Source organism: Sphingopyxis sp. (assembly GCF_040216815.1).
Classification (GTDB): domain Bacteria; phylum Pseudomonadota; class Alphaproteobacteria; order Sphingomonadales; family Sphingomonadaceae; genus Sphingopyxis.
On the sequence record NZ_JAVJOJ010000003.1, the window covers coordinates 145,942 to 171,041 of the forward strand.

Annotated in this window: 25 protein-coding genes and 1 tRNA gene; 16 read left to right on the top strand and 10 right to left on the bottom strand. The window is 64.3% G+C overall.

Going from position 1 to position 25,100, the window contains the following annotated elements:
• Nucleotides 1-66: 66 nt before the first annotated feature.
• The 4 genes from RIA72_RS03370 to RIA72_RS03385 all read right to left on the bottom strand — a co-directional run bounded on the left by RIA72_RS03370 (nt 67) and on the right by RIA72_RS03385 (nt 7,848).
• Entirely contained in the window at nt 67-5,160 is a 5,094-nt protein-coding gene (locus tag RIA72_RS03370) for a hypothetical protein (RefSeq protein ID WP_350030957.1), read from the bottom strand.
• Between the two features lie 68 nt (nt 5,161-5,228).
• A complete protein-coding gene (locus RIA72_RS03375) occupies nt 5,229-6,293 on the bottom strand; it encodes a hypothetical protein (RefSeq protein WP_350030958.1) in 1,065 nt (354 codons plus the stop codon).
• A 74-nt stretch (nt 6,294-6,367) separates the two neighbouring features.
• Nucleotides 6,368-6,832, bottom strand: a complete 465-nt coding sequence (locus RIA72_RS03380; protein ID WP_350030959.1) for a hypothetical protein — start codon at nt 6,830-6,832, stop codon at nt 6,368-6,370.
• 11 nt (nt 6,833-6,843) lie between these two features.
• Complete coding sequence (locus RIA72_RS03385; RefSeq protein WP_350030960.1) at nt 6,844-7,848, bottom strand: hypothetical protein; 1,005 nt, start codon at nt 7,846-7,848, stop codon at nt 6,844-6,846.
• 166 nt (nt 7,849-8,014) lie between these two features.
• Here RIA72_RS03385 and RIA72_RS03390 point away from each other — a divergent pair, with 166 nt between their 5' ends.
• A complete protein-coding gene (locus tag RIA72_RS03390) occupies nt 8,015-9,241 on the top strand; it encodes an AI-2E family transporter (RefSeq protein ID WP_350030961.1) in 1,227 nt (408 codons plus the stop codon).
• A gap of 43 nt (nt 9,242-9,284) precedes the next feature.
• Nucleotides 9,285-9,361 (top strand) — tRNA-Asp (locus RIA72_RS03395).
• 78 nt (nt 9,362-9,439) lie between these two features.
• On the opposite strand, the gene RIA72_RS03400 is transcribed toward RIA72_RS03395, so the two are convergent.
• The 4 genes from RIA72_RS03400 to RIA72_RS03415 form a co-directional block, all read right to left on the bottom strand.
• The gene (locus tag RIA72_RS03400) at nt 9,440-9,670 is read right to left on the bottom strand and encodes a DUF2842 domain-containing protein (RefSeq protein ID WP_350030962.1); all 231 of its coding nucleotides are present in this window, start codon (nt 9,668-9,670) and stop codon (nt 9,440-9,442) included.
• Entirely contained in the window at nt 9,667-10,260 is a 594-nt protein-coding gene (locus tag RIA72_RS03405) for a 5-formyltetrahydrofolate cyclo-ligase (protein WP_350030963.1), read from the bottom strand. The genes RIA72_RS03400 and RIA72_RS03405 overlap by 4 nt, the downstream gene beginning before the upstream one ends.
• A 218-nt stretch (nt 10,261-10,478) precedes the next feature.
• Nucleotides 10,479-10,925 carry a cell division protein ZapA gene (locus RIA72_RS03410; protein ID WP_350030964.1) on the bottom strand — a complete coding sequence of 149 codons (447 nt, stop codon included), beginning with the start codon at nt 10,923-10,925 and terminating at the stop codon, nt 10,479-10,481.
• Nucleotides 10,918-11,118 (bottom strand): hypothetical protein, encoded by a 201-nt coding sequence (locus RIA72_RS03415; RefSeq protein ID WP_350030965.1) that lies wholly within the window; start codon nt 11,116-11,118, stop codon nt 10,918-10,920. The genes RIA72_RS03410 and RIA72_RS03415 overlap by 8 nt, the downstream gene beginning before the upstream one ends.
• 158 nt (nt 11,119-11,276) lie before the next feature.
• Between RIA72_RS03415 and tkt the strand changes: the two genes are divergently transcribed.
• The 5 genes from tkt (at nt 11,277) to RIA72_RS03440 (ending at nt 17,147) form a co-directional block, all read left to right on the top strand.
• Nucleotides 11,277-13,244 (top strand): transketolase, encoded by a 1,968-nt coding sequence (gene tkt, locus RIA72_RS03420; protein ID WP_350030966.1) that lies wholly within the window; start codon nt 11,277-11,279, stop codon nt 13,242-13,244.
• Nucleotides 13,245-13,280: 36 nt separating this feature from the next.
• Nucleotides 13,281-14,288 (top strand): type I glyceraldehyde-3-phosphate dehydrogenase, encoded by a 1,008-nt coding sequence (gene gap / locus RIA72_RS03425; RefSeq protein ID WP_350030967.1) that lies wholly within the window; start codon nt 13,281-13,283, stop codon nt 14,286-14,288.
• Between the two features lie 17 nt (nt 14,289-14,305).
• Nucleotides 14,306-15,502, top strand: a complete 1,197-nt coding sequence (locus tag RIA72_RS03430; RefSeq protein ID WP_350030968.1) for a phosphoglycerate kinase — start codon at nt 14,306-14,308, stop codon at nt 15,500-15,502.
• Nucleotides 15,503-15,602: 100 nt separating this feature from the next.
• Nucleotides 15,603-16,472 (top strand): fructose bisphosphate aldolase, encoded by an 870-nt coding sequence (locus tag RIA72_RS03435; RefSeq protein ID WP_350031028.1) that lies wholly within the window; start codon nt 15,603-15,605, stop codon nt 16,470-16,472.
• Nucleotides 16,473-16,490: 18 nt separating this feature from the next.
• A complete protein-coding gene (locus RIA72_RS03440) occupies nt 16,491-17,147 on the top strand; it encodes an O-methyltransferase (RefSeq protein ID WP_350030969.1) in 657 nt (218 codons plus the stop codon).
• Nucleotides 17,148-17,250: 103 nt separating this feature from the next.
• Here the strand turns inward: RIA72_RS03440 and RIA72_RS03445 are convergent, their stop codons facing one another.
• Nucleotides 17,251-17,649 (bottom strand): hypothetical protein, encoded by a 399-nt coding sequence (locus RIA72_RS03445; protein WP_350030970.1) that lies wholly within the window; start codon nt 17,647-17,649, stop codon nt 17,251-17,253.
• A 35-nt stretch (nt 17,650-17,684) separates the two neighbouring features.
• Here RIA72_RS03445 and thiE point away from each other — a divergent pair, with 35 nt between their 5' ends.
• The 3 genes from thiE to RIA72_RS03460 all read left to right on the top strand — a co-directional run bounded on the left by thiE (nt 17,685) and on the right by RIA72_RS03460 (nt 20,203).
• Nucleotides 17,685-18,335, top strand: coding sequence for a thiamine phosphate synthase (gene thiE, locus RIA72_RS03450; protein ID WP_350030971.1), 651 nt, complete (start codon nt 17,685-17,687; stop codon nt 18,333-18,335).
• Nucleotides 18,336-18,721: 386 nt separating this feature from the next.
• The gene (efp, locus tag RIA72_RS03455) at nt 18,722-19,285 is read left to right on the top strand and encodes an elongation factor P (protein WP_058801378.1); all 564 of its coding nucleotides are present in this window, start codon (nt 18,722-18,724) and stop codon (nt 19,283-19,285) included.
• Nucleotides 19,286-19,384: 99 nt separating this feature from the next.
• Nucleotides 19,385-20,203, top strand: a complete 819-nt coding sequence (locus tag RIA72_RS03460; protein WP_350030972.1) for an inositol monophosphatase family protein — start codon at nt 19,385-19,387, stop codon at nt 20,201-20,203.
• 90 nt (nt 20,204-20,293) lie between these two features.
• Here the strand turns inward: RIA72_RS03460 and RIA72_RS03465 are convergent, their stop codons facing one another.
• The gene (locus RIA72_RS03465; RefSeq protein WP_350030973.1) at nt 20,294-20,776 is read right to left on the bottom strand and encodes a YbjN domain-containing protein; all 483 of its coding nucleotides are present in this window, start codon (nt 20,774-20,776) and stop codon (nt 20,294-20,296) included.
• 226 nt (nt 20,777-21,002) lie between these two features.
• On the opposite strand from RIA72_RS03465, the gene RIA72_RS03470 reads away from it, so the two are divergent.
• Genes RIA72_RS03470 through RIA72_RS03495 form a run of 6 tightly spaced genes read left to right on the top strand, consistent with a single transcriptional unit; the run spans nt 21,003 to nt 25,064 of the window.
• Complete coding sequence (locus RIA72_RS03470) at nt 21,003-21,377, top strand: NADH-quinone oxidoreductase subunit A (RefSeq protein ID WP_350030974.1); 375 nt, start codon at nt 21,003-21,005, stop codon at nt 21,375-21,377.
• A complete protein-coding gene (locus RIA72_RS03475) occupies nt 21,374-21,928 on the top strand; it encodes a NuoB/complex I 20 kDa subunit family protein (protein WP_350030975.1) in 555 nt (184 codons plus the stop codon). Before RIA72_RS03470 ends, RIA72_RS03475 begins: the two co-directional genes overlap by 4 nt.
• Nucleotides 21,928-22,845 carry an NADH-quinone oxidoreductase subunit C gene (locus RIA72_RS03480; RefSeq protein WP_350030976.1) on the top strand — a complete coding sequence of 306 codons (918 nt, stop codon included), beginning with the start codon at nt 21,928-21,930 and terminating at the stop codon, nt 22,843-22,845. The genes RIA72_RS03475 and RIA72_RS03480 overlap by 1 nt, the downstream gene beginning before the upstream one ends.
• A 35-nt stretch (nt 22,846-22,880) precedes the next feature.
• Entirely contained in the window at nt 22,881-24,098 is a 1,218-nt protein-coding gene (locus RIA72_RS03485) for an NADH-quinone oxidoreductase subunit D (protein ID WP_350031029.1), read from the top strand.
• On the top strand, nt 24,095-24,397 hold the full coding sequence (locus tag RIA72_RS03490; RefSeq protein WP_350030977.1) for a hypothetical protein: 303 nt from the start codon (nt 24,095-24,097) through the stop codon (nt 24,395-24,397). Before RIA72_RS03485 ends, RIA72_RS03490 begins: the two co-directional genes overlap by 4 nt.
• Complete coding sequence (locus tag RIA72_RS03495) at nt 24,390-25,064, top strand: complex I 24 kDa subunit family protein (RefSeq protein ID WP_350030978.1); 675 nt, start codon at nt 24,390-24,392, stop codon at nt 25,062-25,064. Before RIA72_RS03490 ends, RIA72_RS03495 begins: the two co-directional genes overlap by 8 nt.
• The last annotated feature ends 36 nt before the right edge of the window (nt 25,065-25,100 follow it).

A 25,100-nucleotide genomic window follows, 5' to 3' on the forward strand; every position in this document is an offset into this window, starting at 1 on the left:
AGAATTTCCAGGGAATTCAAAGCGGAAAAGATGGCAAAGTCAAGTAGTGGAGGTCGGTGCAGCTTCTCATAGCTCCAGTCCCGCAAAACTGGTCTGATCGAACTTCAGCTTGAAGGTGACATAGGCGCCCGAGCGCGAGAAGCGTGCGTCCTCGAAATCGCGATCGTGGAAGCCGGCGAAATTATAACCGAAGGTGACGTTCGCGTTCTTCATCGGTGTCAGCGTCAGTGTCGGTCCGCCTGCCCAGCTCAGCGTATCGGCGTCTGTCCCGATGCGCACCGTGCCCGACGCGCCAACGTCGAAATGCTCACTCAGGTTGAACCTGAAATCGCCGCCGAGCAGGTTCGACCAGCCCTTGACGTCATCGGCCCCGAAACGGTCGAAATTGTAACGCGTGCCCCAAAAGACGCTGATTTCGGCGCGCTCATGCCACATGGCCGCCTCGCCGCGCTCACCAATCGGGCTCCAGTTGAGCGACAGGCTGTTCAGCAGGCGGCGGCTTGTCGCGTCGCCGTCGATCGTCAGCGCACCGCCGATCGGCCCCGGCTGGCCAGCAACTGCGCCGCGAACCTTGTCCGAGCGAAACTCGCTTTTGTTGAGCCACGCAATGCGCGACGTCGCGGGGCGATGCGCCCAGCTCATCTCGAACTGGATCACTTCGGTCGTCGGCGTCGCGCCGCTACCGCTTGCCTTGGCATAGGTGAAGAGCGCACCGAGCGCGCGGCCTTCGCCCAGCTGGCGGAGTCCACCGAGCGTCAGTCCATAGCGGTCGGCGATCTCGCCATCGCGATATTCGGCGCGCCCCGTCAGCGTCCAGCGGTCGGCGCGATATGTGGCCCCTGTGCTGATCGCCAGGAAATCCTCGGTGAGTGTGCCGTTTCCGCCAAGAAAGCCACCCGATGCCACCGGATGTTCGGCATTGAGTACATCGCCCGCGCGCACGCCGCCAAGCGTGCGATTGCCGTCGACCGACACGTCGACCGACAAGCGCTCGCTGAGCTTCACCGACTGCGACAGGCCATAGGCGGCGAAGCTGCGCGGACCATATTCGCCAATCTCCTGCCGGTTCGCCGCGGCGAGGAGCCGTGCGCCCGCCCATGGCGTCAAGTCGAAGCCGAGGCGGGCGGTGCGCGCGCGCAGGCGGTCGCCGTCGGCGATCTCATAGCTGCCGACGAGATTGACGTCGCGCGTCACCGCGAAGCGCGCACCGAGGCGGTGGCGGGTCGGGAAGTCGACGCTCGCATCGTCGCCGCCGAGTGCAAATTCGGTCTGCGCGTCGAGTTCGAGACGCCGGGCGAACAGCCTCTGCGTCGCGCCGAGCTGGACGATGTTCGACCGGTTGCGCGTGCCGTCGGTCAGGCGGTCGTCGGCGTGGGTCAGTCCTGCCCGGCCGACGCTGACGCCATTGTCATATTCGGCGAGCAGGCGCGCCGCGCGACGCCGTGCGCCGCCGTCCAGATAGTCTTCCTGCCACGCGCTGCCCGTGATCGACAGGTTGCGGCTGGCCTTCATGCGTGCGTCAAAACCGAATTTGCGCGTGGCGTTCTCGCCGCGGTTGAGTTGGCCGGTGCCGAAACCTGCCTCGCGTTCGCGGATATAGGCGAGGACGTCGGCGTTGCTGCCGTGATGTTCGGCCTCGATCAGCCAGGCCTTTGCGGTTCCGTTCGCCGGGCCGCTGCCATTCACCGCCTTGCTATCGCTGACTGCGATTTCGGCACGAATTTCGGTTTCGATCGTCGGACGATACCGCGCGTCGATGCCGCCCAGATTGGTCCGGCTGTTGCCGTCTTCGTCGTGAACGAAGGTCGCGCCGATGCGCAGTTTTTCGTCGTCGGAGCGATAGCTCACGCGGCCACCGGCGTTGAGCACGCGTTGCCCGACGCCGTCGACTTCATATTCGGCGACGATAAATTGCGGGTCGAGCGCCGACGAACGGCTGAGCACCGGCTCGCGGAAGCGGATCGTGCCTGCGAGATAGTCGATGTCATAGTCGACATGTCGCGTCAGATTCATCGTCGCGACGATGCGCTCGCTGTGCAGCCGATCGCGCGTTTCGATCACAATCCGCTCGCTGTTCGGCACGATGTCCTTCGCGCCGAGCTGATACGGGCCGGTAAGACCATTGCCCTGCATTTCGTCGCGCCGGAAACGATATGGCGTGTCGGCGACAAAGGCGGTCGCGGCCAGGTTGCGCCCGCGATATTCGGCCTTGCCGCCATTGAGCGCGCGCTGGTAACGTGCGAGCTGCGGCTCCGAAATGCCCGTTTCGATATCGCCGAACATTGCATAGAATTGCGGGCGTTCGAGGCGGAGGTAGAGCTTGCGTACCGATGCGGCGTCGTAGCGCGTCTCGTTGCGGTCGGCGTAGATGGTGTAATAGGCGCGCGGATCGATCACGCCGCCAAAGCGCGCGTCGTCCTTTTCCTTGTCGCTGTCATAGGCCAGCGTCATCAGCCATTTGCCCTTCACGCGGCCCTTGGCGTAAAGCGCAAGCCGCGCGTCGGCGTTGAGATCGTCCAGCGTCTCCGCCGCCGGCTCCATGCGGTCGTTCAATGTGTTGTAGCCAAGCGTGCCCGCGGCGAACCCCACAACGGTCCACGGCCGATTGCCCGGATCGAGCCAGGTTTCGATCGTCTGCGTACGCGTCACCCGATCATCGCGAAATGTGAAGTCGAGCGACAGGGTGCCCGACGCGGTCGTCGGTTCGAGTTCGATATAGGCGATGCCGTCGTCGCCGTCGATCTTCCACACCGGCGGCGCACGTTCGAGCCCCGCGAGTTGACGCGCCTGCTGCGCATCGGCTTCGACTGCGGGATAATAGGGGGCAGGGACGCTGAAGTCGCCCGTCAACCCGGCGCGGACCGGCTGGCCGTCGCGGTCGGTCAGCCGCACCGCGATCACCGGGCGCGTCACGCCATCGGCGACCAGTACCGATTTTTCGCGGATCAACGCCGCGCGCATCGGGGTGATCGAATAATGCACCTTGCGTTCGATCGTTTCGACGATCACGCCCGCGGCGTCGAGTACGCTGGCGACGAGAAGATTTTCGCCCTCGCGGATTTCGAGACCACGCCACAGGCTGACCGCGACACGCCCGTCAGCCGACTTGCTCATGCCGTCAAAGGTCAGCGGATCGACCGCCTTGCCGTTGACGCGCAGCGACACCGTCTGGCCCGGCGCATGTTTGATTGCTGCGCGGATCGCCTTGGCGCGCGGGTTGTGGTCGATGGCGGGAAAGAGCCAGCCGATTCCGGGCGCCTGTCCCGCGAGCCAGTCGCGATTGGCTCCCGCCGCTTCGGCGTCGGTGAGCGGTTTAGGCACGTCGATCACCGGTGTGTGGGACGCCGCGCGCGGCGCGCCGGGGGTGACGCGGAAATCGGCGCGTTTGAGCGCTCCGCCGCGCCCTTCGACAAAGCGCGAGATGGCGCTGCCCGCGCTTTGGGTTGAACGCGCGCAGTCGATCGCTTCGCGGTCGAGCGGCAGTGTCGACGGCTCGATCTGCACGACATGCAGCCCCGGCCGAACGCCCTCGAAATGATAACGGCCGTCCTCGTCAGTGACGGTGTAGCTGCCGTCCTGAAGCATGACGCGCACGCCGGCGATCCCCGGCGCCTTGCCCGGATCGACGCCGCAGCCGCCATCGGTAATGCGCCCGATGATCGTCATCCGGTCTCCGAGCTGATCGCGCCTGATCGCCACGGTCGCTTCGGCGACATTGCTGGTCGCGCCGCGATTGTCGGTCGCGGTCGCGCGGTTGAGCGCATTGCCGGACTCCGCCGACACGATCACTTCGGCGAGATAGGTGAGCAGCGCCGACTTCGACGGCGCGATACCGGGAAGTGTAACCGAAAATTCGCGCCCGTTTGCCCCGACCATGGCGTCGGTCCGCACGCCATCGACGCGCACCGTATCGGGGCGAAGCCGCATACCTGTCGGCAGCATGTCGCGTACCGTCACCATGCCGCTGCTGCGCCGCGTATCGCGGTTCGCCACCTCGATCCGGTACTGGATCACATCGCCCGGCACCGCAATCTGCGTGGAGGTCGTTTTGCGGAGGACGAGCGGCAGGCCGGGCTGGTCGACCGGAATGTCGACGCGCACGGGCGCCGGGCTGTCGAGGGTGAAGCTGTTGCCATAGCTTGCGCCGGTGATTTCGAACGGCAGCCCATCGTCCGGGCGGCGGAGGTGCGCCAGCGCGGCGGGCGTGGAGGACGAAGGCGCCGTGAAGGGCGTCGGCGGCTCGACAATCAGGCGATAGCTGCCCGGCGCGACGAAGGGAAAGCGATAGTCGCCGGGCGGGAAATCATATCTGGTGCCGCCCGAATCGGTGACGCTCTGTCCCGTAACGACGCTCGATGGATAGGCGGAGACACCGTCGTCGCCGAATACCCGCGCCGGCTGGCCTGTCGCGGCGTCGACGATCGACACGCGGCTGCCGGGGACGGGTGCGCCGTCGCCGCTGTCGAAAACGATCCCGAACGGATCGACCAGGAAGTTGATGGTCGCCAGCGCGACAAGGCTCGAGCTGTCCCGGTCGGTGACGCGCAGGCTCAGTGCGGCGCCGGGATCGACCGACAGGCGGCAATCGCCCCGGACCACAGCGGGAGGAACACCGATCGTATGGATAAAGCCGGTGAACACGCCGCTGTTGTTCGCGGTTTCGGTAAGGACGATCGCCTCGCGGTCGCCGTTTTGGAGCTCCAATACGACGGGCAGGCTGTCGCGCTGCCGCGAATCGCTGTTCGCCGACGCGAACGTGACACCGATCACCAGCACCTCGCCGGCGCGGAAACTGTCGGTGCTCTGGAGCGACGCGGGGGCAGTCGCGATGCCTTCGTACGCCCCGCCAAGGTTGATCGTCGTTGGCGCACCCAGGGCGGTCGCACCCGCTCCCGCCGCGGTGCACCGGGTCGGCGCCAGCGGAGCCAGCGTCCCGCCGCTGCCATTGGTGAGCCGGTAGGTCGTGATCGCCGGGAGCGGGGGCGGCGTGACCGCCACGTCGACGCGGTTCGACAGCGCCGTGCCGGACTGTCCGCCTTGCGTCCAGTGCGCGGAGGCCGTGTTCGTGATCACTTGCGCGTGCGCAGACGGCGTCGCGGGTAGCAACGCTGCCGCGACCAATGCGGTCACGAAACCGGAAAATGTCGGTCGAATCGCCATGCAAGCCCCGAAGGGGACGGCAGCGTCCGGAGCGTGCCCGAACGTTCGCCGTCCCGTCCGTTACCCGGTCAGTTGACCGTTGCGCGGAAAACGAGCGTGCGCGTGGCGCCCGCCGCGATCGTCGCGATCGTGCCCGACACATTCGGCGCAGCGTAGCTGCCGCCCGCCGTGCCGTCGGCATTGCAGGTCGCCCCGGTGACGGTTCCATTGAGCAGGATTGTCCCCGAATTGAACGTCAGCTGCCCCGGCACGGGGTCGTTGATGACAACTGATGTCGCGGCGGCGCTGCCGCTGTTGGCGACCGCGATGCAATATTCGACGACCGCGCCGGGAATCAGCTTTGGATTTGTCGTGTTGTTGAACGGATCGGAAATGACGCGGCTGGTCTTGGTGACGGCAAGCGTCGCTGTCTGGACCGTATAATCGTCATCGTCGCTGTGCGAACCGTCGCGCGCTGCGTCGCCGGCAACGCCGGCGATGTCGGCAAAGACGGTATCCTTGCCTGCGGTGTTGGCGCCCGTCGTTTCGGTGATCGCCGCGCCAAGGCTGCCCGAAGTACCGCCTTCGCGCGCCGTCGCACGCAGCGTGACGCCGGCAACAGCATTGTTGGCGAGTGCAGCGGGAACATCGGCGACGACGAACAGGCGGATCGCGGTGTCGACGACGAGTTCGTCGATATAGCCCGAAACGAGCGTATCGCCCGCGTCCCAGCTGCCGACGGTGCCGGTCGCCGTATTGTCGCGGTAAATCCGCACGTTGGTGACGTCAAAGCTGTCGGTCCCGCCATGTGCCGCCGTGCCGCCCGCGAGCTGCGAGACGACGAGCGCGAAATCGAGCGTCTCGTTCGAGCTATTGGTCAGCTGAAAGGTCGTCACCGCATTGGTCTGGCCCGGAACCACGTTGGTCGTGACCGTCCCCACTTCTTCGACAAGCAGGTTGATCTTGCGGTCGACGACAAAATTGTTCGATGCCGATTGCTGTCCCTGTGCGACGCCACCGACCTGATAGTCGACGGTGGCAGTATTCGTGATCGTGGTGCCGGCGGTCGTACCGGCGGCAAGCGCCGGTGTGGCGGCGACGCTCGAAAGCGCCGCCAGACTGATGGCACCCTTATAAGTCAGCTTGCTGGTCATAGCTGAGCTCCCGGGCTTGTTCTGGTCGCCGTTTCCCCACCGCTGGCAACCGTTAAGCGGTTTTATTCACTGGTTTATTTGACAACTCCTCGAAACATGAGCTTGCCCGTTCCACCGATCGGGATCGGGTTCTGGAAAGCCCAGCGAATATGCGTCACATCGGCTGGCTGCGCGGCACGGCGCGCGCCGCCCTCCGTCGGCACCGACAGGTCGGCAAGCAGTCCCCACTGCTTGCCCCCGTCGACCGAAACGAGCGGGCGCGTATCACCGGCGTCGGTAAAGCGGACCGCGGCCGGCAGCGGATTAGTGATGACGAATTTGTCGGCCGGCTGCGCACCGGCGTTGCGATAGTTGAGCACGAAGACGAGCCGGTCGCCGGGGACGACGATCTTCGGTTCCTCGAGCAGAATGCGTTGCTTGCCGGTGGCATCGGTCGTCACGCGTTCGACGAACACATGATTGTCGAGCGCCACCTGGTTCGCCGCGGCGGCCGGTCCCGGCAGCATGGCGGCGAGCAGAAGCAGGAGGATTGGTCGCATGGGCATCTCCATCAGTCGATCGTTGTGCGGAAGGTGACGGTGCGGCTCTGCCCGCCGGGCACGGTGCCGAGCGTCACATTGACGCGCGTGCCGTTGAAATCGCCGGCGTCGGCATCGACCGCATCGGAGAGCGCAGCGCCGCCGAGCGTGATCGAACCTGGCACATAGCTGGTGTCCGCAGGGATATTGTCGGTGATCGCCAGCCCGCTGACCGAACCGCTGCCCGCGACAGTGGCGACGATCGTATAGGTGATTGTGGCGCCTGGGATCGGGTCGGCGGTGCCGAGCGGATTGGTCACGACCGCCGACTTGACGAGTGTAACGGTCGCGGCCGAGACGACATATGCACCGGCATCGCTTCCGTCGGCGCCGGTTGCGCCGACGACCGCATCGCCGCCGCCTTCTCCCTGGCCAGCGAAGCTGTCGCCGGGTGCCCCCGTGCCGGTCTTGGCCGCCGCCACGAGGCTGACGATACCTCGGTTGCCGTCGACCACCGTACCCGGCGTCGTTGCCAGGACGAAAACGGTGATGCTCTGGTCTGGATCGAGCGACGGGTCGTTCGCGCCCGGTGTATAGAGCGTGTCGGTCCCGGCGTCGAAAATGCCGTCGCCATTGTCGAGATAGATTTGCGTGACGGTGGGATCGTAATCATCGCCGCCGCCATTGGCGATCGTCGTCAGCCCGAAAGCCTCGACGCCATTGCCGTTGTTCGTGACCGAGAAGGTCAGCATCTGCCCCGTCGCGCCGGGCGTCGTTGGGACGTCGGCGGGGTCGCTCGAATCGACCGTCACGTCGAGTACTTCGTCGACGAGCAGGTCGACGCGGTTCGAATCAACCGTCGTCGTCCCGCCGCCCGCGTCGAAGCTGGCGGTTGCGGTATTGCTGATCGTCGAACCCGCGCGCGTGCCCGCGGCACTGGCCTGCGCCGGCAGCGCGAGCGCGGCCAGCAGGGCGATGGCTGAACAAGAGGGAAGAAGCCGATGCTTCGCGCCCCCCACAGGCGCTATCATCATCATATTGACTCCGAAGAGGTTGGTCCTTGGAGCCATCAGTCGCCGAAAAAGGGAAATTTCTGGTTAATAAGTCATTAGAAACCACTGTTTTGCTCCAATCGGGGACAGGTGGCGCCCTGCTTTTGCCGCAAAATGGGGCGACTGGCGGGATGGAGGAAGCGCGCGTAAGATGAATCGACCAACAGGGAGAAGCGGCGTGGCCGAAGACAGGGGCAGCAAGGACCCGCGATCGTCGCGCGTCGATCCGCTGCGCCAGATCGAGATAGACGACTTTCGCCGCGACCGGCTGCTCGCCGCGCTTGCGCTGATTCTCGGCGCCAGCTTCTGCCTCGGGCTGCCATTTGCGTTGCAAGCGGGCGCCGAGTTTTTCCTGCCGCTTACCGCGGCGATCGTGATTGCGATCGCGCTGGTGCCGCTGCTCGAATGGCTCGAACGACGCGGCGTGCCATCGGCTCTGGCGGCATTTCTGTCGCTGGCCGCCTTCCTGGCGATCGTCAACGCGGCGCTGGCGATCATTGTCGTCCCGGCGACCGGCTGGTTCGCGCGGCTTCCCGAATCAATCCCCCGGATCCAAAGCAATTTGGCGCCGCTGATCGATTTCTATTCGACGCTCCAGCGTTTCGTCGATCGTACGCTGATGTCGGTGGCGAGCGGGACCGAAGCGACCGCGCAGGCCGTGGCGGCCACGGCCCCGACCTCGGTTGTCGATTATTTCATATCCGCGGCGCCCGCAGCCGCCATCCAGCTGTTCTTCGCCGTGCTGGTGATCTTTTTCTTTCTCGCCGGCTGGACGCGGCTGCGCCGCGGGACGATCCGGCGCCGGGGAAGTTTCGACGGCGCGATGCAGACCGCGCGCGTTATTCAGAATGTCGTCGACGCCACGGCCGATTATCTGGCGACGATCACGATGATCAATGCGATGCTGGGGCTGATCGTCGCGCTGTTGCTATGGGCGCTTGGGATGCCGTCGCCCTTCATGTGGGGCGGGATCGTCAGCATCTGCAATTTCGTGCCCTATCTCGGCCCGATCGTCGCCGCGGTGCTGCTCGGCCTCGGCGGACTGATGACCTTCGACGCGGTCGGACTCGCGCTTCTGCCCGCGTTGATCTTCATCGGCGTGCATCTGGTCGAGGCGAATCTGATCACGCCGCTGGTGCTCGGCAAGCGCCTCACGATCAATCCGCTGCTCATTCTGGTATCGCTGAGCTTCTGGGGATGGGTGTGGGGCACGCCGGGTGCGCTGCTCGCGGTGCCCTTGCTATTGATCTTGCAGACCGTGCTCGCGTCGACCGGAACGCCCGATCTGGCGGGTTTCCTGTTCGAACATGGTACGCTCACCACCTCCGACGAGGTGCGCGACCGATTAAATCGCACACAAGATGAAAGCGACGGTTGACAGGCCGGGGCGGGGGCCATATTGGCGCGGCTCCCAAGCACACGCGGGTGTAGCTCAGTTGGTTAGAGTGCCGGCCTGTCACGCCGGAGGTCGCGGGTTCGAGCCCCGTCACTCGCGCCATTTCCTGTCCCCGGGGACGGAATGGCCACCGCAGCTTGGGGCCCTCCATCACTGGAAATTGTGGACTGGCGCCGCCGCTTAGCGGCGCCAGGTCCCCAGCTCCATCCAGCGCAGCAACGGCTTCAGCGGCGCGATCCATATGATCCCCGCAACCAGATAGAATATCGCCTGCAGCAGCACCGGCCATGTGCCGACCCATGGCGACAGGCTGACGATGATTACGGTCCAGCCCGCGATCAGCGCCAGGATCAGGAACATGCCCGCGGGCTTGCGCCAACTCGGCTGGGGGTCGGCAGGCTTGTCGTTCACAGGCGGTCTCCACAAAGGATGAGTTCTTGTTCGGTCAGCACGGCGTCGAGCGTGGCGTCGGTCGATTCGCTGGGGCAAGCGTCGATTTCCTGAACCGACCAGCCGACACCGATGCGCAGCGCCGCCGGATGGGCCGCGAAATAGCGGTCGTAATGACCGCCGCCCTGTCCGATACGGCCGCCGCGCCGGTCGAAACCGACGAGCGGGCAGAAAATCAGTCTCGGCTCGGCTGGCGGTGCGTCGTTAGTGGGCTGCTGTGTACCCCAGGGGCCCTTCGTCAGCGAGTCGCCGGGACGCCAGCGGCGGAAATCCATTACGGGGCCTCGCATGCGGTGATGGGGAAGGGCAAGCGCGCCCGCTTCGCCGACGCCGGCGACCATCGGCAGAATGTCGGGTTCGTCGTTCCACGCGACATAAGCGCCCACGACGGCATGATGGGCCAGCCGTTCGACAAGCGCCGCCGGCAAGGCGCGAAACGCGGCAAGCTGGGCCATGTCGTCGAGATTCGCGGCAAAGTGCCGACGGCGAAAGCGCAGTCGATCGCGCAGTACATGCTTTTGGGCGGCGACGTCGCCAGAGAGGTCGGTCATCGCCTCCTCGGGAGCGAATGGGTGGGTTGGCGGGACCACCATAGTCGTTTGCCGGAAAATCCTCTGACGCCATGAACGTCAGGTGGGAACCATATACGTCGGACCAGGGCCCGGGCAGGGACAGCTCCCTTGGATGATGTATCGCCTCAGGGATATTCGCAGCGGCTCGTGCAGGGCAGTGCCCGCCGCCCTCTATGTAGGGGCGGAGGCGCCTTTGCTCAAGGGAGTTGCTCGACCCGTATCGCCAGCGCCTCGATACGGTCGGCGATTTGCAGCAGCGCGCGACTGTGTGCCGGGTTGGCCGAGGCGGCCGGGGCTGGCGTCGCATCCCGCGCCGCCTGGAGTTCCTTGAGCGCGGCTTGTTCGCGCGCGATCGCCGCCTGGAGCTCGTCGCGCGCCTGCGCCTCGCGGCTTTCGGCCAGCGCGACTGCGGCACGGAGCGAATCCGACTGCGGTTCGACCTTGTCGACCTTGCCGCGCGCCTCCTGTGCCTCATCAGCAAGCATCAGCGCCGCAAAGAGCAGTTGGCGGACTTCGGTGCCGCCGGGTATCGTGCGTATCTTCGCGTCGACCGCCGACGCGAGTTCGATCAGCTGCGCTTCCTCGCCATCGGCGCAATGAACGTCATAGGGGCGGCCCCCCACGGTCAGCTTGACGTCAGCCACGATCGGCCTCCGCAATCAGCCGGTCGAGCTCGCCGATAACCGCCGCCACTTCGGCCTTCAGCGCCGACTGATCGGCCGCGGGGTCGGCAGCGGCGGGACGGTTTGCGCGGTCGGCCAGCGCCTTTTCGATGCGGCTCAGCGCGCGCTCGATACGACCGATGGCCAGGCTGGATTCGTCGAGATCGAGTTCCATGGCGCGAAAGTTAGCAGCGTGAGGGAAGGGGCGCAATCGCCGCGGCGGTGTGAAATTCCCCGAATTTGTGCCGCGGGCGGTTGACTCCTGACGGTACGGCCGCAAAGGGCTGTCCCCACCGAATCCGGCCATCCCAATATCCGTCACCGGGGGACTGAATGACACTGCCCGAACGTCAGCTTGCCAACGCGATCCGTGCGCTTGCCATGGACGCCGTCCAGGCCGCAAACAGCGGCCATCCGGGGATGCCGATGGGCATGGCCGATGTCGCGACTGTGCTCTATTCGGATTATCTGAAATTCGATCCCAGCGATCCCAAATGGGCCGATCGCGACCGATTCGTCCTTTCCGCGGGGCATGGCTCGATGCTTGCCTATGCAACGCTGCATCTTGCGGGCTATGCGCGGCCGACGATCGACGACATCCGCAATTTCCGCCAGTTGCACAGTCCATGCGCCGGACATCCCGAAAATTTCGAGCTGGCGGGCGTCGAAACGACGACGGGGCCGCTGGGACAGGGGTTGGCAACCGCGGTCGGCATGGCGATTGCCGAGCGGCATCTCAATGCGCTCTATGGCGACGAACTGGTCGATCACCGGACCTGGGTGATCGCGGGCGATGGCTGCCTGATGGAAGGCATTAATCACGAAGCCATCGGACTCGCGGGCCACCTCGGCCTCGGCCGCCTGATCGTGCTTTGGGACGATAACAAGATCACCATCGACGGGTCGACCGACTTGTCGACGAGCGAAGATGTGAAGGCGCGCTACGCAGCGACGGGTTGGCATGTCGAAAGCTGCGACGGCCATGATCCCGCCGACATTCGCCGTGCGATCGACGCCGCGCTGGCCGATTCGCGGCCGTCGCTGGTCGCGTGCCGCACGATCATCGGCTTTGGCGCGCCGAACAAGCAGGGAACCTCGGCAACCCATGGCGCGCCGCTCGGTGCCGAAGAAATCGCCGCGGCGCGCACCGCGCTCGGCTGGGCCGCCGATCCCTTTGTCATTCCCGCCGACGTCGCCGCGGCTTGGGCCGCGTTCGGCGACAAAGGCAAGAAACTTCATGCCGATTGGAATGATCGCCTCGCAAATAGCGAGAAAAAAAGCGATTTCAATAATCGCCTGAGCGGCAAGGTCGTGCCGGGCGATGCCTTCAAGGCCTATCTTGACGGGCTCGTCGCCGAGCCGCCGAAGGTCGCGACGCGCAAGGCTTCGGAAAATACGCTGACCGCGCTTACCGCCGATATCGCGTCGCTGATCGGAGGGAGCGCCGATCTTACCGGTTCGAACAACACTAAAACATCGTCAACCAAGGCGCTGACAAAAGAAGATTATTCGGGTCGCTATATCTATTATGGTATCCGCGAATTCGGTATGGCCGCAGCGATGAACGGCATGGCGTTGCACGGCGGCGTCGTGCCCTATGGCGGCACCTTCCTGGTGTTCGCCGACTATTGCCGCGCCGCGATCCGCCTGTCGGCGCTTCAGCGGCAGCGTGTCGTCTATGTGATGACGCACGATAGCATCGGCCTTGGCGAAGACGGCCCGACTCACCAGCCGATCGAGCATCTTCAGTCGCTCCGTGCGATGCCGAACCTGCTCGTGATGCGCCCCGCCGATGCGGTCGAGACCGCCGAATGCTGGGCGCTCGCGCTTGCACAACAAGATCGCCCGTCGCTGCTCGCGCTGACGCGCCAGAATCTGCCGCCTGTCCGCCATGACGTCACGAAAAATCTTTGCGCAAAAGGCGGTTATCGCCTGCGCGCAGCGTCGGCCGCGCGCAAGGTCGTGCTCGTTGCAACCGGCTCCGAAGTGTCGCTCGCGCTCGAAGTCGCCGACAAGCTCGAAGCTGCGGGTCAGGGCGCCGATGTCGTCTCGATGGTCTCGACTCAATTGTTCGACGAACAGGACGCCGCGTGGCAGGCCGACATCCTGCCCGACGATGCGCTGATCGTCTCGATCGAGGCCGGCACGACCTTCGGCTGGGAACGCTACACTGGCCGCCACGGCCTTCGCTTTGGCATCGACAGCTTTGGCGCATCGGCCCCGATCGAAGACCTATTCAAGCATTTCGGCCTTACCGCCGATGCTATCGCACCCCAGATCCTGGCAAAGCTCGGCAACTAAGGACCGGCTTACCCCTCGCAGAAAGGACGTTTCGACATGGCAGTGAAAGTCGCAATCAACGGTTTCGGGCGTATCGGCCGCAATGTGGCGCGCGCCATTCTGGAACGGACCGATCATGATCTGGAACTGGTGTCGATCAACGATCTGGCCGACGCCAAGGCGAACGCCCGCCTGTTCCAGCGCGATTCGGTCCATGGCCCGTTCAACGGCACCGTCGAAGTCGACGGCAACGACCTGATCGTCAATGGCAAGCGCATCCAGGTGACCGCCGAGCGCGACCCCGCCAAGCTGCCCCACGCCGCCAACGGCATCGACATCGCGCTTGAATGCACGGGCTTTTTCACCGACCGCAAGGGCGGCCAGGCACATCTCGACGCCGGGGCGAAGCGCGTCCTGATCTCGGCCCCGGCCAAGGAAGTCGACCTGACCGTCGTTTATGGTGTGAACCATGACAAGATCGGCGCAGAGCATGTGATCGTGTCGAACGCATCGTGCACCACCAACTGCCTCGCCCCGCTGGCCAAGGTCCTGCACGAGAAGATCGGCATCGAGCGCGGCTTGATGACGACGATCCACGCTTACACCAACGATCAGAAGATTCTCGACCAGATCCACTCGGACCCGCGCCGCGCCCGCGCCGCCGCGATGTCGATGATCCCCACCTCGACGGGCGCTGCCGTGGCCGTCGGCCTCGTTCTGCCTGAACTCAAGGGCAAGCTCGACGGGTCGTCGATCCGCGTCCCGACGCCCAATGTCTCGGTCGTCGACCTGACTTTCACGCCGCTGCGCGAAACGACCGCTGAAGAGGTCAACAAGCTGCTGAAGGAAGCCGCCGAGGGCGAGCTTAAGGGTGTGCTCGGTTTCACCGACGAACCGCTGGTCTCGATCGATTTCAACCATGATGCGCACAGCTCGACGATCGACAGCCTCGAAACCGCGGTCATCGACGGCAAGCTCGTGCGTGTGCTCAGCTGGTACGATAATGAATGGGGTTTCTCGAACCGCATGATCGACACCGCAGGTGTGATGGCCAAGTTCCTCTGACTTAAAGGGAAACGTCGATGACCGCGTTCAAGACACTCGACGATATCGGTGACGTCTCCGGCAAGCGCGTGCTCGTGCGCGTCGACCTCAACGTCCCGATGACCGATGGCGCGGTCAGCGACGCAACGCGGATCCAGGCGGCGATGCCGACGATCCGCGAGCTGGCGGACAAGGGCGCGATCGTCCTGCTCCTCGCGCATTTCGGTCGGCCGAAGGGTGCAAAGAACCCGACCCAGTCGCTCAGCCTTGTCATGGGCGGCGTCGAGGATGTGCTGGGCCATTCGGTGATGTTCATCCCCGAAGCGGTCGGCGAGGGCGCGAAGGCGGGTGTCGCGGTGCTGGCGCCGGGCGACGTCGCGGTAATGGAAAACACGCGCTTCTATCCAGGCGAGGAAAAGAATGACCCCGCCTTTGCCGATGCGCTCGCCGAGATCGGCGATCTTTACGTCAACGATGCTTTTTCGGCGGCGCACCGCGCGCATGGCTCGACCGAGGGTATCGCCCACCGACTGCCCGCCTACGCCGGGCGCGCGATGGAAGCCGAGCTCAAGGCGCTCGACGCCGCGCTCGGCAGTCCCGTGCACCCCGTCGCGGCGGTCGTCGGCGGCGCCAAGGTGTCGAGCAAGATCGATGTGCTGCGTAATCTGGTCGGCAAGGTCGATCATCTGATCATCGGCGGCGGCATGGCCAACACCTTCCTCGCCGCGCGCGGGGTCGATGTCGGCAAGTCGCTGTGCGAGCATGATCTGGTCGATACCGCCGATGCGATCTTCGACGCCGCCGATGCCGCGGGCTGTACCATCCACCTGCCCTATGACGTCGTGGTGGCAAAGGAATTTGCCGCGAACCCGCCGACCCGCACCGTGAATGTTCACGAAGTTGCGGCCGACGAGATGATCCTCGATGTCGGACCGGCGGCGGTCGAGGCGCTGTCGGATGTGCTCAAAAATTGCCGGACGCTGGTATGGAACGGGCCGCTGGGCGCGTTCGAGACGCCGCCGTTCGACGCGGCGACCGTTGCGCTTGCCAAGACGGCGGCGGCGCTGACGCGCGAAGGCTCGCTGACCTCGGTGGCGGGTGGCGGCGATACGGTCGCCGCGCTCAATCATGCCGGTGCCGCCCGCGATTTCACCTTCGTTTCGACCGCCGGCGGCGCCTTCCTCGAATGGATGGAAGGCAAGCCGCTGCCGGGTGTCGACGCGCTCAAAGCCTAGAATTTCCTCCTGCATTGCGTCCCGCGTGCGGGGTCGCTATGCGCACCGCGACATACGTATGCAAACAACCGGAGATGTTATGACGACCGCCCATGCCGCCATGCTCGACCAGATCAAATCGGGACAGGGTTTCATCGCCGCGCTTGACCAGAGCGGCGGTTCGACACCCAAGGCATTGAAGGGTTACGGGATCGAGGCCGACGCCTTTTCGAACGACGAGGAAATGTTCGCGCTGATCCACGACATGCGCAGCCGCATCGTCACCGCGCCCTGCTTCAACGGCGAAAAGGTGATCGGCGCGATCCTGTTCGAACGCACGATGGACGGCGAGGCGGGCGGCAAGCCGGTTCCGGCGCTCTTGTGGGAGCGCGGCGTGGTGCCCTTTCTGAAGGTTGACAAGGGGCTTGAGGACGAAGCCGACGGCGTTCAGTTGATGAAGGCCAACCCCGGCCTTGACGAACTGTGCCAGCGTGCGGTCGCCAAGGGCGTGTTCGGCACCAAGATGCGCAGCGTGATCAACCTCGCCAACGCGGCGGGGATCAAGGCGATCGTTGCGCAGCAGTTTGCCGAAGCCGCGCGCATCGCGGCGCATGGCCTCGTCCCGATCATCGAACCCGAGGTGAATATCAAGAGCGCCGAGCGCGATGCCGCCGACCGCCTGTTGCTGAAGGAACTGCTCGCCGCGCTCGACGCATGGACCGGTGCGCCGGTGATGCTCAAGCTGTCGTTGCCGACCGAAGCCGGCCTGTTCCAGCCGCTCGTCGATCATCCGAAGGTGCTGCGCGTCGTCGCCTTGTCGGGCGGTTTCGCGCGCGGCGAGGCGTGCGTCGAACTCGCCAAGAATCCGGGAATCATTGCCAGCTTCAGCCGCGCATTGCTCGAAGACCTCCGCCATCAGATGAGCGACGACGAATTCAACGCCTCGCTCGGCGGCGCGATCGACGAAATTCACGCGGCGTCCGTTGCCTGATGCGATGGGGCGTCTGAAATGAGCGCGCGGTGGCAAGCCGTCGACGCTTATATCGCCGACAAATTGCTCTGCGCCGACGACGCGCTTGCCGCCACGCTCGCCAACAACGCCGCGAAGGGCCTGCCGCCGATCGACGTGTCGGCGGCGCAGGGCAAGATGCTCTTCCTGCTCGCGCAGATCGCGGGCGCACGGCGCATATTGGAGATCGGGACGCTCGGCGGCTATTCGACGACCTGGCTTGCTCGTGCCTTGCCCGATGACGGCGAACTGGTGACGCTCGAGCTCGACGCGCATCATGCCGCGGTTGCGCGCGAAAATCTGGAAAATGCGGGCGTTTCGGCGAAGGTTGACATCCGCGTTGGCCCGGCCGCTACAAGCCTCGCCGCGATGATCTCCGAGGCGCCCTTTGATTTCGTCTTCATTGATGCGGATAAGCAGTCGGGCGCGCATTATGTGGGCGAGGCAATCCGGCTCGGCCGCCCCGGCACGACGATCATCGTCGATAATGTCGTGCGCGAAGGCGGTGTACTCGACGCGAATAGCGAGGATGAACGCATCGTCGGCACGCGTGCGCTGTTCGACAGGATTGCTGCCGATCCCCGGCTCGACGCGACCGCAGTTCAGACCGTGGGAGCGAAGAAATGGGATGGCTTTATGCTGGCGCGGGTGCGCTAGCCAGTCGTCCCGTGTCTGGTGTCATCCCGGCGCAGGCCGGGATCTCGCCGGTGCGTCAGGACGCAAGGTAGAGATCCCGGCCTGCGCCGGGATGACGAGGGATCTATAACCCCCCAGCGAAACGGAATGAGAAGCGATAGTCGGAAGGTTTCAGGGTCAGGTCGATCCGCTTCTCTGGACGAACCGATTCGAGAATGAATTTGCCGTCGGCAAGTTGCGTCTCCTCGCCCAATGTCACCTCGAAAGGCTGCTTGTCGCCATTGCCGCGGTGCCACAGCATCTGCACCCGCACACGGCCCGGCCATATGCAACGCGCATTTTGCGGGCAGCGGCTGTCTTCGATGACCGCGACCGGCTCGACGATGGGGCCATCGACATAGGCCTTCTGGCCGAGCGCGACATTGCTGCCGTCGGGCAGCGGCGCACCCGCGGTCGTCGCGCACGCCGAAAGCGCGATCGCGGCGGGAAGGGCGAGGGTCACGAAGCGAACGCTGTTCTGCATTTGCCCGCCTCTGGCACCGTCGCTATGAACGCGCCATGACCACTGCATCGACGGCATCCCGTTGCCAGCTTTACCTGATTTCGCCGCTCGACGTCGGCGGCCATTTCCCCGCGCGACTGGAGGAGGCCCTGGCCGCCGGGCCGGTGGCGGCTTTTCAGTTTCGCGTCAAGGGATTGGACCAGCATGAGGCGGCGCGGCTTGCCGAGCCCTTGCAGGCGATCTGTGCGGCGCACGATGTGGCCTTCATCGTCAACGACGATGTCGCGCTGGCCAAGCGGTTGAAGGCCGACGGCGTCCATTTGGGGCAGGGCGACGGCGATCCGAGAGAGGCGCGCCGCCTGCTCGGCGCGAATGCGCAGATCGGCGTGACGTGCCACAACAGCCGCCACCTTGCGATGGAAGCGGGCGATGCGGGGGCCGATTATGTCGCCTTCGGCGCTTTTTTCCCGACCACGACAAAGACCGTCGAGCATCGCGCCGACCCGGAAATCCTGACCTGGTGGCAGGGACTTTTCGAGCTGCCCTGCGTCGCGATCGGCGGCATCACGCTGGACAATGCGAAAGCGCTTGTCGAGGCGGGGGCCGATTTCCTCGCCGTGTCGGGCGGTGTCTGGGCGCATGGCGATGGGCCTGGCGCCGCGGTGCGCGGCTTTGCCACGATGTTCGAGGATCAGCCTGCGGGATAGTCGCGCCCGGGCTTTCGGGGTTCGGTCTGATCGGGGCGCTGTGCCGCTGCATCCTTGCGCCAGCCGAAAAGGCCGGCGCAAGGGGCTCCGCGCGGCGAAGGTGCTGCGTTTCCGCGCGAAGGCGGCGGCGGAACCGGTCGGGATAGTTCGGCGTTCATCATGGCCGCTCCTATGCCAGCGGCGAACGGCTGCATATTGGACCGATCCGTCAAATCGGTTTCGGTTCGTCGCATTGCTGTCGGCGCCTGGCGCGGACCTGCCGGGGTTTGTCCGCCCGATACGGCGGCTTGCCCTTCGGCGCGCGCGCGGCTAAAGGCGCGCTCCTGTGTCCGGCATATACACGATGCCGGCGGCTCTTTCCATCCTTGTCCAAGTGAGTGTGCGCGATGAAAATCACCGGCGTTGAAATCCGTCCCGGCAATATTATCGAATATGAAGGTGGTATCTGGAAGGTTACGAAGATCCAGCACACCCAGCCGGGCAAGGGCGGCGCCTATATGCAGGTCGAGGCCAAGAATCTGATCGACGGGCGCAAGCTCAACAACCGGTTCCGCAGCGCCGACACGGTGGAGAAGGTGCGCCTCGACACCAAGGATTTCCAGTTCCTTTACGCCGAGGGCGACGATCTGGTGTTCATGGACAAGGACAGCTTCGAACAGATCAACATCTCCAAAGAGGTCGTCGGCGAAGCGCATGAATTTCTGCAGGACGGAATGGACGTCGTGCTTGAGCTTTGGGAAGAGCGCCCGATCTCGGTCGAACTCCCCGAAACGATCGAAGCCACGATCGTCGAGGCCGACGCGGTCGTCAAAGGGCAGACGGCATCGTCGTCGTACAAGCCCGCGATCCTCGACAATGGCGTGCGCGTCATGGTGCCGCCCCATATCACCAGCGGAACCCGCATCGTCGTGCATGTGTACGACCGCGAATATGTGCGGCGCGCAGATTAAGTAACGTCGCCCCCGCGAAGGCGGGGGCCGCTAGCAATCTGGCGCAACGCAGCCAGCGGCCCCCGCCTCCGCGGAGGCGACGCGTTGAAGGAAACGAAAATGGCCGTATCCGGCATCATCACCGTTATGGAACGCGCCGCGCGCAAGGCCGGCACGAAACTGCGCCGCGATTTCGGCGAGATCGAGCATTTGCAGGTTTCGCAAAAGGGGCCGGCGGATTTCGTATCGAAAGCCGATCAGGCGGCCGAGCGCACGCTGTACGACGAACTCACTCATGCGCGTCCGGGCTGGGGCTTCCTGATGGAAGAGGCGGGCGAAATCGAGGGCGAACCGGGCAAGCCGCGGTTCATTATCGACCCGCTCGACGGTACATCGAACTTCCTTCATGCGATTCCGCATTTCGCGATTTCAATCGCGGTACAGGAACCCAAACTCGGCGGGGGCTGGGGCGACGTCACGGCGGCGCTGATCTATCAGCCCGTTACGGACGAAAGCTATTGGGCCGAGCGTGGCCGCGGTGCATGGCTGCACGATCGCCGCCTGCGCGTGGCGTCACGACGCCAGCTGAACGAATGCCTGATTTCGACGGGAATCCCCTATATGGGTCACGGCAATATGGCGCAATGGAGCCGCATTTTCGGTGCCGTGGCGCCGGAAGTCGCCGGCATCCGCCGCTTCGGCGCCGCCAGCCTGGACCTCGCATGGGTTGCCGCGGGGCGCTACGACGGTTTCTGGGAAAGCGACCTTCAGGTCTGGGACGTCGCCGCGGGGATGCTCCTGGTGCGCGAGGCGGGCGGTTTCGTCACCGATTTTCGCGGCGGCGACCGCGCCGTCGAGCGCAGCGAATTTATCGCCGGGAGCGCCGCGGTACATTCCAAGCTGCAAAAGCTGGTCGCAGGCGCGCTGCGCAACGCCTAATTTCAGCCGTCATCCCGGCGAAGGCCGGGATCTCAACGTCGCGCTATTGGGCACCGGCGAGATCCCGGCCTTCGCCGGGATGACGGATAATCATTTCTCGAAAACAAACTCGCGAAAACTGTCCATCAGCGACGCCCAGGTGTTGAAGGTTTCGCCGACGTTCGCGCGCGGAATGCCCTCGAAATCGAGGTCGACGTCCATCTCGAGCACCGGATCGCCCGCGTCGTCACGATAGGCGCGGGCGAATCGCTTTTCCTTGTTCCATTGATTGAGCCGTTCCAGCGTGACGTCCTTCGCATCGCTGAAGCCCATATAATATTGCAGCGTCTTGCAGCTTTTGCCTTCGTCGCAGTTCATGAAGAGGACGAGGAATTTGAGGCCGTCGCGATTGCTTTCGATATAGGGATCGTCACCCTCCTTCGCGATGATCGTCGCAGGCCAGCCCTGTGATTCGACGATTGCCTTGATCGTTGCCGGATTTGTCGCGTTGACGAGCTCGGCCTGTGCCGGAGTCGCCGGAACGAGCGCGACGGCGGCAAGTGCGAGGGCTGCGCGAACGGTAATTGGTCCCATGGAAGCTTCCTTTATCAGATCGGGGCCGGAATGCCCGGTAGAACGACCCATTTCCGGTGGCCTATCACAGCGATAGACCCACTCGCCAGCGCGCAATATGCATTTGGTCACTCGCGAAACGAAAATCCTGCCCACAGCGCTTGCGACGCGCGGCGCGCTGGCCTAAAGCGCCCCGAAACCGGGTGCACGTCACCCCAAAAACTGCACAACGGAACTGCGAGCTCCCATGGTCGATCTGACTCAGTATCTGCCGATCCTGATATTCCTGGTCATTGCGGTCGGGTTGTCGGCGGCGTTCGTCTTCCTGCCGATGGGCGTCGCGCGGCTGACGGGGGCGCACAAGCCCGATCCGGCGAAGCTGACCGAATATGAGTGCGGTTTTCCGGCGTTCGAGGACGCGCGCAGCCAGTTTGACGTGCGTTTCTATCTCGTCGCCATCCTCTTCATCATTTTCGACCTCGAAGCCGCCTTTCTCTTTCCCTGGGCGGTGAGCCTCGAGGAAATCGGCTGGGCGGGCTGGGCCACGATGATGATTTTCCTCGCCGAGCTGACCATCGGCCTGATTTATGCCTGGAAGAAAGGGGCGTTGGATTGGGAATGAGCAACAGCACCATCCTGATGCCCGGCCAGATGCCGGTGGCGCCGGGGACCAACCCTGACCAATCGTTTTTCGACGATTTGAGCAGCGAGGTCGGCGACAAGGGCTTCCTCGTCACCTCGACCGAGGATCTGTTCAACTGGGCGCGCACCGGCTCGCTCTGGTGGATGACTTTTGGCCTCGCGTGCTGCGCGGTGGAGATGATCCATGTCAACATGCCGCGTTACGACATGGAGCGTTTTGGCGCCGCGCCGCGCGCGTCCCCGCGCCAGTCGGACGTAATGATCGTCGCAGGCACCCTCTGCAACAAGATGGCGCCCGCACTCCGCCGCGTGTACGACCAGATGTCGAACCCCAAATATGTGATTTCGATGGGCAGCTGCGCCAATGGCGGCGGCTATTATCATTATAGCTATTCGGTTGTGCGCGGCTGCGACCGCATCGTTCCCGTCGACATCTATGTCCCCGGATGCCCGCCGACCGCCGAGGCGCTGCTCTATGGTGTGATGCAGTTGCAGCGGAAGATCCGCCGCACCGGGACGATCGAACGCTGATGGCCCATCCCGCTCCCCTGATCGCGCCCCGTGCGGGGCTTGCCGCCGCGCTCGAAAAGCTGCTCGGCGACGATGTGCTCGCGCATGTGTTCAACGCGGACGAAGACAGCATCACCGTCCGCCGCGAGTCCGTCGCGGGCGTGATGATCGCGCTGCGCGACAATCTGGATTACCAGCAGCTCATGGAAATCGCCGGGGTCGACTATCCCGACCGCGCCGAGCGGTTCGAGGTCGTCTATCACCTGCTGAGCGTCACCAGGAATCACCGCCTGCGCGTGCGCGTGTCGACCGACGAGGCGACACCGGTGCCGAGCATCGTGCCCGTCTGGCCGGTTGCCGGCTGGCTCGAACGCGAAGTGTTCGACATGTATGGCGTGCTGTTCGCGGGCAACCCCGACCTCCGCCGCATCCTGACCGACTATGGCTTCCAGGGGCATCCGCAGCGCAAGGATTTTCCGCTGACCGGTTATACCGAACTCAGGTACAGCGAAGAAGACAAGCGGGTGGTGTACGAACCCGTGCGGCTGGCGCAGGATTTCCGCAATTTCGACTTCCTGTCCCCATGGGAAGGCGCCGATTATGTGCTGCCGGGCGACGAAAAGGCTGGCGGGACGGGCGAGGCGCCGGGCAAGGGCGCGCCCACGCCGATGACGTCGAAGGAGGTCAAGGCCGCCGACGACAAGGCGAAGGCTGCGCCGTCGCCGACTCCCAAGACGACCGAGAAGCCCGCCGACACCGGCGCGGGCAACAAGGCGAACAAGGCTGCCGCCAAGCCGAGCAAGGACGGGGCGAAGGCGAAAGCCGACGGTGAAGCCAAGACGCCCGCGACCAAGAAGGCCGAGAAGGCTGCGCCCAAGGCGAAAGCGCCCGCCAAGCCGCGCGCGCCGCGCAAGCCGAAAACAGGAGGTGACGCATGACCGATTCTCCTCAGGTCAAGCACCACGGCAGCGACATGTTCGAGGGTTATCCGGTCGACACCGCGAACACCGCGGGCGATCAGGCCGTCACCAATTATACGATCAACTTCGGCCCGCAGCACCCCGCGGCGCACGGCGTGCTGCGCATGATCATGGAGCTGGACGGCGAGATCATCGAGCGCGTCGATCCGCACGTCGGGCTGCTGCACCGCGGCACCGAAAAGTTGATCGAGTACAAGACCTATTTGCAGGCTTTGCCCTATTTCGATCGGCTCGATTATTGCTCGCCGCTGGGCATGGAGCATTCTTACGTGCTCGCGATCGAAAAGCTGCTCGACCTGGAGGTGCCCGAACGCGCGCAGTATCTGCGCGTGCTGTTCGCCGAGCTGACGCGCATCTGCAACCATATGCTCAACATCGGCAGCCACGTCATGGACGTTGGCGCGATGACCCCGAACCTGTGGGTGTTCGAGCTGCGCGAGGATTGCCTGAACTTTTTCGAACGCGCGTCGGGCGCGCGGATGCACAGTGCCTATTTCCGCCCCGGCGGGGTCCACCAGGATGTCCCCGAAAAGCTGCTCGTCGATATTGGCGAATGGTGCGAGACGCGGCTGCCCAAGCTGTTCGGCGACGCGATGAGCCTGGTGATGGACAATCGCATCTTCAAGCAGCGCAACGTCGATATCGCGACGGTGTCGAAGGAAGACGCGCTGGCCTGGGGTTTCTCCGGCCCGATGATCCGCGGCAGCGGCATCGCGTGGGATCTGCGCAAGTCGCAGCCCTATGACGCCTATGCCAAGATGGATTTCGAAATTCCGGTGGGGACGAAGGGCGATTGCTACGACCGCTTCATCGTGCGCGTTCAGGAAGTCTATCAGTCGGCGAAGATCATCAAGCAATGCCTGCGCGACATGCCAAGCGGCCCGATCGCCAGCCTCGACCGCAAGGTCGTGCCGCCGAAGCGCGGCGAGATGAAGCAGTCGATGGAATCGCTGATCCATCACTTCAAGCTCTACACCGAGGGTTTCCACGTCCCTGCGGGTGAAGTCTATGTCGCGACCGAAAGCCCCAAGGGTGAATTCGGCGTCTATCTGGTCAGCGACGGCACCAACAAGCCATACCGCTGCAAGATCCGCCCGACGGCGTTTTCGCACCTTCAGGCGATGGATTTCATGTGCAAGGGCCACATGCTCGCCGACACCACCGCGATTATCGGCGCGATCGACGTCGTGTTCGGGGAGTGTGATCGGTGAGCGATCTTCCCCGTTTCTGGAATCAGGTTCACGCGCAGGACGCGAAATTCGGCCGCGCCCCGAAGCAGGCGCCTTCGGTTTTCTGGGAGCGTTATCTGTTCTTGGGCGCTTTTGTCGTGGGTATCACCGCGATCTGGCAACTCTACGCATTCGGTCAGATGCCGCTGAAAGCAAGCCTTCAGAACCTGGCAGTGATCCTGTTTCTGACCGCTGTGGGGTTTTATCTGCGTAAGCGGAGGCAGCGTTTGGCGCTGGCCGAAAAAACATTCTACGCTGGAAAGATTACGGCGCATGGCTGACGCACCCCAAATCCCTGACGAAGCCGAAACCCGCGCGCGCTGGGGCGCTTTTGCGTGGACGGCGGAAAATGCCGAAAAGGCGAAGGCGATCATCGCGCGCTACCCCGCGGGGCGCCAGCGTTCGGCGGTGATGCCGTTGCTCGACCTTGCGCAGCGGCAGGTCGGCGCCGAAACGCAGACGCAGGGCTGGCTGCCCGTGCCGGTGATCGAATATGTCGCCGCCGCGCTCGATATGCCCTTCATCCGCGCCTATGAGGTCGCGACCTTCTACACGATGTACAATCTCGTCCCCGTCGGCCGCTATCATGTGCAGGTCTGCGGCACGACGCCGTGCCTGCTGCGCGGGTCGGACGATGTCATGGCCGCGTGCAAGAATCGCGGCATGGTCAAGGGCAAGACCACGCCCGACGGCCTGTTCACCTTGAGCGAGGTCGAGTGCATGGGCACCTGCACCAACGCGCCGATGGTCCAGATCAACGACGATAATTACGAAGATCTTGATTACGACAGCATGACGCGCATTCTTGACGACCTTGCCGCGGGCAAGACGCCGAAGGCGGGCACGCAGATCGCCGGACGGCATACGAGCGAGCCCGAGGGTGGTCCGACGACGCTGGTGGCGATGGTCGAAGGCAATCACGACTATCGGAAGGAGTGGGGAGCATGATCAACGCTTCATTCCTTCGTCATGCTGAACTTGTTT